A 13,816-nucleotide genomic window follows, 5' to 3' on the forward strand; every position below is an offset into this window, starting at 1 on the left:
ACTTCGAGCGCGTCGGAGGTGGCGTAGTTGCGCAAGGCACCCAGGCGGCCGCTGTCGTAGGAACTGAAGTTGATTGGGACCTGGCCGTAAAGAGTCTGGAAGTGCTCGTGGGTGATTTCCAGGTTTTTCAACACGCCCTCCCGGATGGCCACGCTAGGTACCACCACCACGAACTTGCGAAACCCGTACTGTTGCTGCAACTCATACAGGGTGCGGAGGTAGGTGTAGGTTTTGCCGGTGCCCGTTTCCATTTCCACCGTCAGGTTCAGGTGTATGAAGCCCGGCTGCCCGTCTTTTTCGAAGGTTGTGCGCGCCAGCGCACCCGACGGGCGCAGCTCCTGCCGGGCTTGCACCTGGCGCACATTATCGAGCAATTGCTTTTCGCTTAGCACCAGCTGATTGCCCACGCCCTGCTCCGTGAACTCCAACGAACTGCCTTCCTGCTGAAACGAGGTCGGCGAGCCACCCGCAAAAAGCGGCTGGCCCTTAAACACATCTACCACGGCCCGTACCGCGTCGAGCTGGTAGTCCTGCGAACTATCAAACTGTAGTTTCATTTCTGGCGCTGGTTGGTGCTGGTGTAGCTGCTGATGGCCGAGAAGTCGACGGCGAGAGGATGCCTGACGGCTACTTCCTTGTCTAGGAGCTGCATTTGGCCCCTGATGCATTCCGGCTGCTCTAAGTTCAGGTGGCGGTGCATGGCTACCACCGGGTCGCCGGTGGCCTGGTAGGCCAGGGTGATGGCCACGCCGCCGTGGGCTCGGGCAATTTTATCGAGCGCCGCGTAGTTGCGGTGGTCGTCCAGGTAAGGCCGCCAGGTTCGCACCGATTCCTTTACGCGCTTTAGCTCGTAGAACACCGCTTGGTGCATGTTGAAGGTGAAGGCATCCAGGTCGGCTACCACGCACGACGACGATAGATAATTGCGGGTCCAGTGATGAAAAATGTCATTGGTGGTTGTGTTAACTTCCTTTTTCGTGCCGGGCTTGGTGGTAAAGCTGCTGTTGTATTTGCCCACGAAATCAGCAAGGCCCTGAAAAGAGAGCTGCTTGAAAGTGCCTTTAGCTGGAAAAAACACGTCGAACGTTTCCTGGTCGTCGTGGTAAAACAGCTGAATGAGGGGCTGATAAATAGAGCGTAGCCACCCCAGCATATTGGTTTCAAAGGCCTTCCAATACATTTCTCGGTAGTTGGGCTCCGGCGAGCGAATAGTCAAGAAATAAACCGCCTTACCATCCTTGAGCATGGCAAATCGAACTTCGGCTTTGCCTTTAAGGCCCAGCACTCTTTCGGTGCTAGCATGCCCCGACACAAAATAACCGTTAGCGGCAAGCGCATCATTGAGCCAGTCCTGCTTTGTCGTGTGCATGCCGCTTGTAAATAATGGTGATAGATAGTGGTAAGATCGTGGTCCGTTGGAACCGCTAGGTGGAATTTAAAGAGGCACAACCTAGGCCATAACTGAATTATAGAATCGATAAGGCTATGCCTGCCTCACGTAACTCAAGGCGAATATTGCTGAGGGCCACATCACCCGAAGCCGTGTTATAGTCTCTGCCCAAGATCAGTAGCTCTTTGGGTTTGGCCGCAACTACCGACGCCAGCACCTCGGAAGACAACACCCCAATGGCCAGATACAAGCTTGCATCAATCCGGTAGACATCGGGGTGCGTGTGAATTTTGCTCGGAGTCGTAGTGAGGGGCTTACCGGCTTTCAAGCAAATTTCAGTGAGCAATGCCTCGGCATCTACCTGCTCTTTTTGCAAGGAATCGGTGAACAGTTCTAACTGCGCGAGCAGCGCCGCCTTGCCTTCCGGCTGTGCCTGCCAAATCCGGAAATTCGTTTCAATCAACCGATAGGAGCGAAACCCGAGCGCAGGGCCCGCAACTAACTGCGGCGCGCCGGACTTTGTGGCGGCGTTTTGCAAGGCAGCTGCCGCCTTCCGGATGCGCGCTTTGCTGACGTCGGCAATGTTGGTGTACCCGAGCTTGGCCGCTCCGCTGTGCTGATCAACGGCTTCGGGCAGTTGAATACAAATAAACTTGCGGTTGCCGCCGTCTTCCAGATTCTTGGCCATAACGGCGTGGGCCGTGGTGGCACTGCCCGCAAAAAAGTCGAGAACCAAGTGGTGCTCATCGGGCCGGGTGCCCAAATCGAGCATGCGCTTGAGCAGGCGGGTGGGCTTGGGCGTATCGAAGGGTAAACCGTCGAACAGGTCGCGCACTTCTTTGGTGGCTTCCTGGTTGTCGCCTACTTCGGTCCGCAGCCAAAGGGTGGAAGGCGTAACGCCTTGTTTGACCTCACTTAGAAAACGCTTAACGGCGGGAATGTTGCTGCCGTCTTTGCCAAACGAAATGCGGTTGTCGGCCACCAGCTTCTGAAAGTTGGTTTTGGAAGTGCGCCAGCAGCTGCCACTAGGCGGGCTCACCACCCGGCCCGACGGTGTGGTAATGGGGTAGTCGTAATCAGCGGAATACGTTTTCACCAGGAAGTCGCCTGATTTCCAGGGGCCGCGCGGGTCGTTGTCGGGGTTGGTGTAGCGGGCATTCATTTCCGCGGTGCGCTCCAGCAGATAAGGCCGCCACAGTTCTTTGTTTTTGGCGTACACCAGCACGTAATCGTGCATGGCCGAAAACCACTTGGCATCGTTCTGGGGGCTGTATTTCTTTTGCCAGATAATGCTGGCAACGAAGTTTTCCTCCCCGTAGATTTCATCGAGCAGGTGCCGCAGGTTAGTTACTTCGTTGTCGTCGATGGACACGAAAATGACGCCGTCTTCGCGCAGCAGATTGCGCGACAAGTACAGGCGGGGCATCATCATACCCAGCCAAACCGAGTGGTATTGCCCGTTTTCGCGGGTGTTGGTGCGCCATAGGTCGCTCTTGTTGAGGCGGCCCGTGGCATCGGTGATACCGGCCCGTTTTTGGTAGGCCGCCTGTTGCTCGCTGTAGTCGTCGGGGTACACAAACGAGTCGTTGCCGGTGTTGTAGGGCGGGTCGATAAAAATCATCTTGACCTGCCCGAAATACGACTTCTGCAGCACCCGCAGTACTTCCAGGTTTTCACCCTCGATAAACACATGTTCCGCCGTATCAAACGCCACACTACCCGCCCGGTCGGGGGTGAGGGTGGCGGTGGTGCGCTTCTGGATTTCCTTGTAGGCTTCGGCCTTGCCCGGCCAGTTCAGGCCGTAGCGCTCTTCGCCTGTATGCACGGCCTCGCCGAGCGCCAGCTGCAGCTTGTGCACATCGAGCTTGCCGGCGGCAAATACGTCGGGGAGCAGTTGGCGCAGCTGGGCTAGCTTCTCCGCCGTTACGTCCAGGCTGCTACCATCCAGCGGTTCGGTGGTTTGCGTATTGGGGAGAGGCGGGGCAGAGAAGTTCATGCAGCAGGTACAGTAAGCGGAAGCAATTAAGTCAGCCCCTAAGTTGCATAGCCCCCATGTGGCGTGCAACTTACTTAACGAGTTGCAATGGCGATACTGAGGTTAGCAACCTGGCCGCTACGCTTTTGCCCGGCCAGAAAATGCGGGGGCGCCTTCATTTTAATTGCTACCTGACGTCAGAACGAGGTAGAGACGTTACACCTGACGTCTCGGCATTAAACCGTTCAAGTAGCGGCCTCGGAGGCTTCGCGCTACCGCCAACTAAACAACCTCAGCAACGCCGAGACGCCAGGTCGTTCGGCCAGCTTAGCGTAGTGGGGCCGTAGTAAGCGGGGTGACGGGGGTATCGTGCGGAATGCGGCCCTGCACCTGAGGCATGGAAACGTTGGGCAGGCGCGGTAGCACGTAGCGGGCGAAATAGTCGGCCTCGTCGAGCAGGGGGTAGCCCGAGAAGATAAAAGCCCGGAAGCCCATGTCCATGTAGCGGTTGATTTTCTCTACAATCTGATCGGGGTTGCCGACCAGCGCCCCGCCGGCTCCTGAGCGGGCCTTGCCGATGTCGGTCCAGAGCAGGGGTTCCACAAAGCCCTCCATATCAGCATACTCGCGGAGCTGATTTTGGCGGTGTACGCCCAACGACCACGAGTCCTGGGCCCGGCTCTTTATTTCGGCGCCTTTCACGGGGTCGAATTTCGACATCAGCTTGCGGGCGTAGGCCCGGGCTTCGTTCTCGGTTTCGCGCACGATAACGTGGATGCGCAAGCCAAAGTCGATTTGGCGGCCGTGGGCGGCGGCGCGGGCACTGAGGTCCTGCATGGTTTCGTAGAGCATTTCCTCGGTTTCGGGCCACATCAGAAACATGTCGCAGTACTTGGCGCACACGGCCCGGGCGCCCTCCGAGGTGCCGCCGAAGTAGAGCAGCGGCCCGCCGTTTTGCTGGTAGGGCTTGGCGGGGTCGGCGGGCATATCAAACTGGTACAGCTCGCCTTTGTGCACGATGCGCTCCTGCGTCCAGGCTTGCCGCAGAATTTCGATGGTTTCGGCGCAGCGCTGGTAGCGCAGTTCGGGCACTTCGCGCAGGCCGGGCAAATCGGAGTTGATAATGTTGATGGTAAGCCGGCCTTCGAGCATGTGGTCGAGCGAGGCCAGGGCGCGGGCCAGCATGGGCGGGTGGATTTCGCCGGTGCGGATGGCCGTCAGCAAGTTGATGCGCGAGGTTTGCGGGGCAATACCAGCCGCAAATGTCATCACATCTTGCCCCACGGTGTACGACGTGGGCAGCAGAATATTGGAATAGCCTAGCTGCTCGGAGGCAAGTACAATGTCGCGGCAATGGGCCCAGGAGCTGCGGTAGGCGCCATCAAGTACGCTCAGGTACTGCGTGTCACCCCCGCAGAGGTCGTCGAACCAGGAAATTTCGGCCACGCGCTGGGGTGTGCGAATGGCAACGGAAGTAATGGGAGAGGAAAGAGACATACACTAAAGGAAAGCAGCAGGTCGAAAGAAAAGTGCGGCGCTGGAAACAACAAAGTTGCAGCAACCGCCGGGCAACAGGCGTAGCCGTTAAGGTTGCGTGGCCGGGCGCCGGTTTGATACAAAGTAAAGCACCAGCCCCGCGGCGGCGAACAAGGCCACATCGCGCGCTTCGTTGCCCTTGCTACTCGACAGCAGCCACAAGCACAGGCCGACGCACAAAGGGGCTACCACTACGCCGCCCCAGACCCGGAACGGCGCCGGCTGGGCCGGGTAGCGGCGGCGCAGCACCGGCAGCGCGGCGCAGGTAAGCGCGAAATACGTAAGTCGGATAATGGTGCTGAGCGTAAGGGCATAAATAAAAGTGCCCGAAACCGCCAAAGCCAGCTTCAGCACCGCCGATACCAGTAGGGCCACATGAGGCGTACGGAAGCGGGGGTGCGTCGCCCCGAAAATTGCCGGAATCTGTCCTTGTTCGGCCAAAGCAAACAGCAGCCGCGGCCCCGTGAGCATAAGGGCGTTGAGCGTACCCAGGGCCGTGAGCATGGCGGCGGCGGCCACCAGCGCCGCCCCGCCCGGTCCTAAAAAGCGTTGGGTGGCGCTGGCCAGGGGCCGCTCCGCCGTTGCCAGATCGGGTAGCGTGCCGATGCACACCACTTGCACCAGCAGAAACAAAACGGCTACCGTGGCAATGGCCGTAAACAGCGCGAAGGGCACGTTGCGCTGCGGTTGCTGGATTTCGCTGGCTGGAATGGCGGCTACATCAAACCCGGAAAAAGTGAAGATGAGCAGCAAAACGGCGCTGGAAAAACCGGTGTAGGAGGGAGCTACGGCAAACGAAAACGCCTGCCAATCCACGAAGAACAAGCCCACCACCGTAAACAGCCCCAGTACCAGCAGCTTACTCACCGTGAACAGGTTGTTAACCAACGAGGCCGTGCGCACGCCCACCAGATTGAGTAGGGTAAGCCCCGCAATAAGCCCGGCCATGAGCGCCGCGCGCCCAACGCCCACGCCCGCGGCGGGCCAGAAATAGGCGGCATAGTCAACGAATAGGTTGCAAAGAGCCGCGAAGCTGGCCAGGCGCGAAATCCAGAGCAGCCAGCCGACTTCAAATCCGAGCAGCGGCCCGAACGCCTCCCGCGCGTACAGGTATGGTCCGCCAGCCCCGTTGAACCGGCTGCTAACCTCCGCGAAACACAGGATGATCAGCGCGACGATAGCCGCCGCCACTACATAAGCCACCAAGCTATACGTCCCAATTAAGGCGTAGATTTTGGCGGGCAGCCCTAAAATGCCGGCCCCAATAGTGATGTTGACGATAAGGGCCACAAAGTCCCAGCGGCCAATGCCGCGTACCAAATCAGGCCGGGATGCCGCCATAGGAGGAGTCATGCGAAGTAGAGAAAGAAAGCGGAAAAGGGCAGCTCAGCACCTCTCCGGCGCCGAGTCAGTGGTTGCGGGGCAACAACAGGGACAGTTTCCAATCAGCTTTCTAAACAGCATACTACGCACTACTAGGAGGATACAGGAATCGGCACGGGCATTAGTTAACAGCGCGAAACCTTTTCGTGGGGTGGCAAATATAGGCAGTGGCCTCAGCGGCGCAAGTTTTTCAATGCTCGGGCAGCATACGTTGCCCGAAGCTGATGTAGCCGAAAAGATGCCTGGCACACAGGACCACTAGTTAGCACCACAAGCCTGGAAACTTTGAATTTCGGTTGCTTGTGCTACAACAGAGTACAGCTGATATTGGCCCTTGAAGAGGCGGAAACTCCGAGTCTTAGCCTGCCTGTTAGGCAGCGACTACAGGCGCTTTGCTGTCTTATTCAACCAGTGTGCAGTTCCCTTTTTATTGGACGATAAAACTATAAATCAGCACTAAAGCTAGCTGCCACGAGCGGATTAAGGAAGCGTATTTCCAACCTTGGGACACACCGCTGCGTTTAAAAGCCAGCCAATCAGTATTTGTCCAACTCTCACTTGTGTTACTTTTCCGAGTCATGCTCCACATTCGCATCAACACCCTATTGCTAGCCACCTTATTAGCCGGTGGTAGCTCCCTGGCCTTATCGAGCTGTTCTTCCAACAATAAGAAAGAAGTATCGCAGGAAGGCCAGCGTGCCTACGACAACCTACAGACGTACGTAGCCGAAGCGGAGGCAACTCCTGCCACCACGGTGCCCGACACCTTTGCCGCCCGTTTGTCTGCCGTACAGCGTTACTCGGCCGAGTTTGACACCGCCCAGCAAGCGGAAATCAGACGTTTGCAGCTGCGCTACACCACCGCGCAAAGCGCCGCTACGGCCAGCACGGCCACGGCTAGCACCGATACCACCAACACGGCTACGGCCCCAATGACTACAACTGCTGCTGCGCCCGCCCCGGCTCCCGCGGGCGAAGCACCGGCTAAGCTTTACAAAGCCACTAGCCCCGCTGCTGCCATGACGGCCGCCAATGCTCGGGCCACGTACGAGGCGTTTATCCAGCGCGTGAAAAACAACGAAGACAAGTATGAAATAGGCGACTGGCGCGTCATCAACGCTGAGTGGCGGGCGCTTGATCAGAAATACGATCAAATCAAGGGTAACGTGAGCGGCAAAGACAAAGCGGAAATTGCCAAGGAAAAGCTGAAGTATGCCGCCTTCAAATCCTTCGACAAAACCGAGTCGCGCGTGTCGCAGGGCGCTGATATAGTTACCGGCGACAAGGCCGACGCACAAGCCAAAGGCAAGGGCGTGCAGGTGGAGCGCTCAGCCAAAAACACTGGCAGCGACGTGAAGGAAGCCGGCAAAGAAATAGGGCAGGGAGCCGTGAAAGTCGGTAAGAAAGTTGGGGGTGCCGTGAAGGGCGTCTTCGATGGTAAGGACAACAAAAAAGCCGATTAATTCTTGGCTTAATTCATAAAAAAGCCGATCCTTGTGCACAGGGGTTGGCTTTTTTGTGTTTAGCCGGACCCGATCAATCGACCACAACTTGGTTGTTGAGTGAACTAATTAATTAGCAACTTATGTAAGCCCCTCTTTGCAACTCCCTCAGTTGCTGGAGCTGTACAGTACATTTTGAGAGTCTATACCGCTAATAATTTCTATGACAAGTGCTGTGCTTGCAACGCAAAAGCTGGCACAGGCGTATTAAAAACCTATGAGTTGAATACAGAATGCCCAATTCCATGGCCTTGCTCCGGTGTAGCAGGTTGCTTGTTTTTCACATCAGTACCGTCTACCTATGAGTGCGAGCGAGCAGTTCGTTGATAGTGAGCAACGGTTTCGTTCTTTATTTGAGAACAACCTGGATCTGCTGCTCTACCAGAACAAGGAAGGTATTATTCTAGACGCTAATGAGCCTTTTCTGAGCCTAGTGCACCAAGCCAAAGCGGATGTAGTGGGGCAAGCGCTGACCGATTTTCTGCCCGAGGACCTGATTCCGCTCTTCGATCAGAAATTGCACGAGGCCTTCCAGGGAATTCCAGTGAAGTTTGATGTGGAGGTGCAGTTCAAGGGAGCCGAACCCAAAGTGCTCAGTATTTCCAAAGTGCCGTTAGTGGTTGATAGTACAGTTGTTGGCGTACACATGGTAGGCCGGGATATCACCGAGTTAGCCGCCTCCCACCTGCTCATCGAGGAGCAGGCCCGTAAGCTCAACATCATTTTCGAGAGTATCACCGACGCGCTGGTTTTGCTTGACCGCGAGTGGCACGTCACCTTTATGAACCAGGAAGCGGAGCGGCTTTTGCAAGTAAGCCGCGAACAAACGGTGGGCAGAAATCTATGGGAAGTGTTTCCGGCAGAAGTTGATAGTCTGTTTTACCACCATCAACGGGCCGCTATGGCTACGGGGAAGGCGGCGCACTTTGAGGCCTATTACGCAACCGGCGACCTGTGGCTGGAAACCAAGGTTTTCCCTTCGAAAGAAGGCTTGTCGGTGTATTTCTCGGACGTTACTTCGCGTAAAGAAGCGGAAATTAGCCAAGAAAAGCTGACGTTGGATTTGTACCGGCACAACCAAGACTTACAGCAGTTCACGTACATTGTCTCGCACAATCTGCGGGCCCCTTTGGCCAATGCCTTGGGCCTCGGACAGCTGCTGCACTCCCACGACCCCGAACAGAACGCGCTCTTAACCCACCTGCAAACCAGCTTGCAGCAACTCGATTCCATTCTGCAAGACCTAAATACCATTCTAGCCGTCCGGGATAAGCAGGGGGTTGCGGAAGGGACCGAAACCGTGTTATTGACCGACGTGTTGCAACAAGTGGTCGAGAGCTTGCAAGAGCCGTTGCAGCAGAGCGGTGGGGAAGTGGTGCTGCAAGTGTCCTCGGACCTGCGCGTACATGGCAAGCGGGCCTACCTGTTCAGTATCTTCTTTAACTTGCTCTCGAATTCAATAAAATATCGGTCCGAAAACCGCTCTCTACGGGTTGTTATTACGGGAAGCGCTGATCCGGAAAACGGGGTTCACGTAACGGTAGCAGATAATGGCTCAGGCTTTGATCGGGAAAAGGCAGGGGCAGAAGTATTCAAACTTTACAAACGGTTTCATTCAGTGCCTGCTGGCCGGGGCTTGGGCCTGTATCTAGTCAACTCGCACGTGGAGGTAATGGGCGGCCATATTGAGGTGCATAGCACCCCAGACGCCGGAACCGAATTCCAACTGCTCTTACCTTAAGAAAATATATGCGTACCGTACTTGTAGATGACGATTATATCAGTGTGTTTCTAACCGAAAAAATACTGAAGCGCGAAGGTTTAGCCGAAGGTTTGTGTTCGTTTCAGTCACCGGAGGAAGCATTACGCTACGTTCAGCAAAGTGTTCCCGACGAGGTGCCCGATGTGATTCTGCTGGACCTCAACATGCCAATAATAAGCGGGTGGGACTTCCTGACAGCTTTGCGGCCCTTCGAGGCGCAGCTGGCTGGCCGTTGCTTTATCTATGTTCTGACTTCCTCGCTCGCTCCTTCTGATACAGAGCGGGTACAGGAGTTTCCGCTGGTGGCTGGCCTAATTCATAAGCCGCTAGACGACCTGCAGATCCAAACCATTCATGCCCAAGTGGCTGAAGGCCGCCACTAATTGCTGAGGCAATAGACACTACTCTACCGCTGTAGCGTAGGCTGCAACCAATTCGAAACAACCAAAGGAGAGTAAGAGCCAAGATGTATTCCCTCTAGGCGTCTCTTTGTGGGAAAGTAGTGTTCCAGCGAATTGTATGTTGTCCTTATCGAAAGGATATAAATAAACCTACAAGCAAATCACCTACTAATACGGCTTGGCCACTCCGCAGGGCTGCTTCTGCTTCTTCATAAGAAACTCGTAAGCCATCAATAGTTTCGAAATGAAGTGGTTTTTCATGATCAGAAGTGTCTGTGGCAGCTTCTGCATTGGGGGTAGAAAACAGCATGGTGTGTAATTAAGGTGGTGGAGGATAGGGAGCAACTTTTCATGTCAACAAAAATGACGTTGTGGCACGTAAAGCAAAAGGTAAATGTTGTTCTATTTGGGACTAGTACTTAATTTATATTCTCTATTTGGTATTTGAGTATAGATTTGGGAATGTGCTCCCTAGCTGCAATCTAAAGTCCTAACGCGGCCAGAAAATGCAAAGGCTGTGACTTGGTAACGAAAACGTGGGTATTACTCTGCCTCTCCATCACCGCTTTTGCTATGCGCATTATTGCCTTAGAAGAACACGTCAGCTTTCCTGAGTTAATACAACGAATTGCACCAGAGTTGATTACAGGGCGAGGCTGGCCTTTGCCCGACGATCCTGAATCGCCGCTACAACGGGTGCAGCCGCAACTACAGGAAGTTGGCCCCCGGCGCTTACAGGCTATGGATGCCGCGGGCATTACCATGCAGGTGCTGTCGGTGTCAGGAGCCGGGGCCGACTTGCTGAGTGCAGAGGAGGGACCTCAATTAGCGCGTGACTATAACGACGCGGTAGCCCGTAAAATAGCAGAAAACCCCGCGCGTTTTGCTGGCTTCGCACACTTGCCCATGACCGCGCCTGAAGCCGCCGCCGACGAGTTGGAGCGTACTGTGCGCGAGCTAGGGTATTGCGGAGCCATGATCAATGGCCTCACCGAAAACCGCTTTCTGGACGACCCCAAGTTTGCGCCGCTGCTACAACGGGCCGAGCAGTTGGAGGTGCCGCTGTACCTGCACCCTAATATTCCGCCGGCATTGGTGCGCCAGACGTACTACGAAGGGCTGCCACCGGCGCTGTCCACGCAATTAGGCATGGCCGGCATTGGCTGGCACATCGAAACGGCGGTGCACGTGCTGCGGCTGGTGCTTTCGGGCACGTTCGAGCGGTATCCGCGGCTGCAGCTTATTATCGGCCACATGGGCGAAACCCTACCCATGCTGATGGCGCGCTGCGACTCCATTTTTCAGCCCAAAATGACGGGCCTATCCCGCACCATCAGCGAGACCCTGCAACAGCAGGTTTATATCACCACCAGCGGTATATTCACCCAGCCGCCGTTGCAGGCCGCCATTGCTACCTTCGGCATCGACCGGGTGCTGTTTTCCGTGGACTATCCTTTCAGTACCAACGACCAAGGCCGCGCTTTTCTGGATGCTATGGCGCTGGCACCGGCCGATGTCGCCAAAATTGCCCACGGCAACGCCGACCGGCTCCTGAAACTCCCGGTCCAGTAAAGAGATTAGCTGCCAGTTGCCAACAGCAGCTTATCGGGGGTGATGGGCAACTCGCGAATGCGCTGGCCGGTGGCGTGGTACACGGCGTTGGCAACGGCAGCCGTGAAGCCAATAAGTGCAATTTCGCCTAGTCCTTTGGCACCCACCGGGTCTAGCCGGAGGTCGGGTTTATCCACGAAAAGGACATCCACGGCCGGTACATCGGCCTGCACTGGCACGTGGTATTCGGCCAGGTCGTGGTTGAGGAAGCAACCGTAGCGGTGGTCGATTTGAGCGTGTTCCATGAGGGCAATACCGATGCCCCACACCACCGACCCAAGTACCTGGCTGCGGGCCGTTTTGTGGTTGAGCACCCGCCCGGCATCCAGCGCCGACACCACCCAGCTTACGCGAACCTCGCCGGTCAGGGCGTGCACATGCACCTCCACGAAGTTGGCGCAAAACGACTTACCCGAGTACGCCTGCATTTCCGGCCCGCCCTTCGACTCCAGCGTTACTTCCAGCAACGGCAGGTTTTGCTGCTTCAATACCTCGGTGTACGGCACGCGCACGGCGGGTTTGCTGGCCAGCGAGAAGGCTCCATTGGCGGCCACCAGGTCGGTGGGGGCGGCGCTGGCTAGCGAGGAACTGGTTTGGCGCAGCGCTAACTCCTGTAGCTTTTGCTTGAGGGCCGTACACACGTCGTGCACCGCCGCCCCGACCGAGGCTGCCGTGTGCGAGCCAAACTGGCCCGGCGCCGGCGGGAAGGCAGAATTGCCTAGCTCGAAGCGTACCTGCTCGGGGGCCAGGCCCAGGGCATCGGCGGCAATCTGCGTCATGATGGTGGCCGTGCCGGGGCCTACGTCGGCCGTGGCGCTGCGCACGATTAGGGTGCCGTCGGCCAGTAGTTGGGCGTGGGCCGTGGCCGGAGAACGGTCGGCTTTGTACACGCCCGAGGCCATGCCGGTGCCCACCAGCCAATCGCCCTGGCGCAGCGAGCGGGGGGCGGGGTTGCGCTGGCGCCAGTTGAAGCGCTCGGCGCCCATCTGGTAGCATTCCTTTAAGTACTTCGTCGACCACGGCTTGTTGTTTTCCGGGTCCAGGTCGGCGTAGTTTTTCAGCCGAAACGCCAGCGGGTCCATTTTCAGGGCATAAGCCAGCTCGTCCATGGCCGATTCGAGGGCAAAGGAGCCGCTGGTCTCACCGGGGCCGCGCGTCCAGCAGGGCGTACTCACGTCCAGGGGCACCAGTCGGTAGGTGGTATTCAGGTTTGGGCAGCGGTACATGGATTTGGTGGGCTCCACGAGGCGCTCGGTAAACTGCTCGTAGCGGGAAGTAAAGCCCGTGGCCTCGTGGGTGATACCCACGAGGGTGCCGTCGGCGGTGACGCCCAAACCCATTTTCTGCACCGAATGCGGCCGGTAGCCTACCATGTTGAACATCTGGTCGCGCCGCAGCATCACTTTCACGGGCCGGCCTACCTTCTTGGCTCCCAACACGGCGGCCATTTCCGGGGGCCACACCCGCGAAGAGTTGCCAAAGGCCCCGCCCACGAAGGGCGAAAAAATCTGCACGTTTTCCTTGGGCAGGTTGAAGGCTTGGGCCAAGTCGCTCTGCGAATTCTTCACGGCCTGCGTCTTGTTGTACACCGTCAGGCAGTCTTCGGCAGACCATACGGCCACGGCTGCGTGCATTTCCAGCGGGTTGTGTACCTGCACCGCCGTCTGATATTCCTGCTCGATGCGCACGGGCGCCGTGCGGTAGGCGTAGGGCTGGCCGTGGCTGTGGTCGTTGTTGCGCTTGGGCGGGTAAGCTTGCCCCAGGTTAGCGGTGATGTCGGATTCGTGCGCTTCGGCCTCGTACTCCACCTTCACCAGGGAGGCCGCGTACTGCGCCCGTTCCAGCGTATCGGCCACGGCCAGCGCGATGGGCTGGTTGTTGAAATGCACTTGGTCGTCGTAGAACACGCGCAATTCCTGGCCTTCCATCCGCGAGCCGCCGTTGTTTACATCGCCGCCGTAGCCGGGCACTTTAGGCGAATTCAAGTGCGTGATAACCGCCAGCACGCCCGGCGCCCGCTCGGCCGCCGCCGTATCGAGGCGCTTGATGCGGCCCCGGGGAATAGTGCTGGTAACCAGCACGCCGTGGGTGAGGTTGTCGGGGTTGTACTCGGCGGCGTACTTGGCCTCTCCGGTCACCTTGAGGCGGCCATCGACCCGGTTCATAGGCGCCCCGGTCGCGTTGTTTGCTAAAGCTTGCTGTTTCATGGACTTTAGTTTTTGGTTTTCCGTTTCTGGTTTAGGTCAATCCTCGACG

11 protein-coding genes are annotated in these 13,816 nt (G+C 57.1%); 4 read left to right on the forward strand and 7 right to left on the reverse strand.

Going from position 1 to position 13,816, the window contains the following annotated elements; genetic code table 11:
* The 5 genes from VF639_RS10930 to VF639_RS10950 all read right to left on the reverse strand — a co-directional run.
* Positions 1-557, reverse strand: a 557-nt coding sequence (locus tag VF639_RS10930; protein WP_331145939.1) for a DEAD/DEAH box helicase family protein, incomplete at its 3' end; no start/stop codon positions are given.
* Positions 554-1,369: a hypothetical protein gene (locus VF639_RS10935; protein WP_331145940.1), complete on the reverse strand. Its 816-nt coding sequence runs from the start codon at positions 1,367-1,369 to the stop codon at positions 554-556. The genes VF639_RS10935 and VF639_RS10930, both read right to left, overlap by 4 nt.
* 97 nt (positions 1,370-1,466) lie before the next feature.
* Positions 1,467-3,386, reverse strand: coding sequence for a site-specific DNA-methyltransferase (locus VF639_RS10940; RefSeq protein ID WP_331145941.1), 1,920 nt, complete (start codon positions 3,384-3,386; stop codon positions 1,467-1,469).
* A 306-nt stretch (positions 3,387-3,692) separates the two neighbouring features.
* Complete coding sequence (locus tag VF639_RS10945; protein ID WP_331145942.1) at positions 3,693-4,862, reverse strand: LLM class flavin-dependent oxidoreductase; 1,170 nt, start codon at positions 4,860-4,862, stop codon at positions 3,693-3,695.
* A gap of 87 nt (positions 4,863-4,949) precedes the next feature.
* Positions 4,950-6,254 carry an APC family permease gene (locus tag VF639_RS10950; RefSeq protein ID WP_331145943.1) on the reverse strand — a complete coding sequence of 435 codons (1,305 nt, stop codon included), beginning with the start codon at positions 6,252-6,254 and terminating at the stop codon, positions 4,950-4,952.
* A gap of 608 nt (positions 6,255-6,862) precedes the next feature.
* Between VF639_RS10950 and VF639_RS10955 the strand changes: the two genes are divergently transcribed.
* From VF639_RS10955 to VF639_RS10965, 3 genes are all read left to right on the forward strand, one after another.
* The gene (locus VF639_RS10955; RefSeq protein WP_331145944.1) at positions 6,863-7,747 is read left to right on the forward strand and encodes a DUF6565 domain-containing protein; all 885 of its coding nucleotides are present in this window, start codon (positions 6,863-6,865) and stop codon (positions 7,745-7,747) included.
* 340 nt (positions 7,748-8,087) lie between these two features.
* The gene (locus VF639_RS10960; RefSeq protein WP_331145945.1) at positions 8,088-9,527 is read left to right on the forward strand and encodes a PAS domain-containing sensor histidine kinase; all 1,440 of its coding nucleotides are present in this window, start codon (positions 8,088-8,090) and stop codon (positions 9,525-9,527) included.
* Positions 9,528-9,535: 8 nt separating this feature from the next.
* A complete protein-coding gene (locus VF639_RS10965; RefSeq protein WP_331145946.1) occupies positions 9,536-9,931 on the forward strand; it encodes a response regulator in 396 nt (131 codons plus the stop codon).
* Between the two features lie 145 nt (positions 9,932-10,076).
* Here VF639_RS10965 and VF639_RS10970 read toward each other — a convergent pair whose 3' ends face one another.
* The gene (locus tag VF639_RS10970) at positions 10,077-10,259 is read right to left on the reverse strand and encodes a hypothetical protein (protein ID WP_331145947.1); all 183 of its coding nucleotides are present in this window, start codon (positions 10,257-10,259) and stop codon (positions 10,077-10,079) included.
* Between the two features lie 263 nt (positions 10,260-10,522).
* Between VF639_RS10970 and VF639_RS10975 the strand changes: the two genes are divergently transcribed.
* Entirely contained in the window at positions 10,523-11,521 is a 999-nt protein-coding gene (locus VF639_RS10975) for an amidohydrolase family protein (RefSeq protein ID WP_331145948.1), read from the forward strand.
* Positions 11,522-11,526: 5 nt separating this feature from the next.
* Here the strand turns inward: VF639_RS10975 and VF639_RS10980 are convergent, their stop codons facing one another.
* Complete coding sequence (locus VF639_RS10980) at positions 11,527-13,767, reverse strand: xanthine dehydrogenase family protein molybdopterin-binding subunit (protein WP_331145949.1); 2,241 nt, start codon at positions 13,765-13,767, stop codon at positions 11,527-11,529.
* Between the last annotated feature and the right edge of the window lie 49 nt (positions 13,768-13,816).

This window comes from Hymenobacter sp. (assembly GCF_036387835.1).
Lineage (GTDB): Bacteria > Bacteroidota > Bacteroidia > Cytophagales > Hymenobacteraceae > Hymenobacter.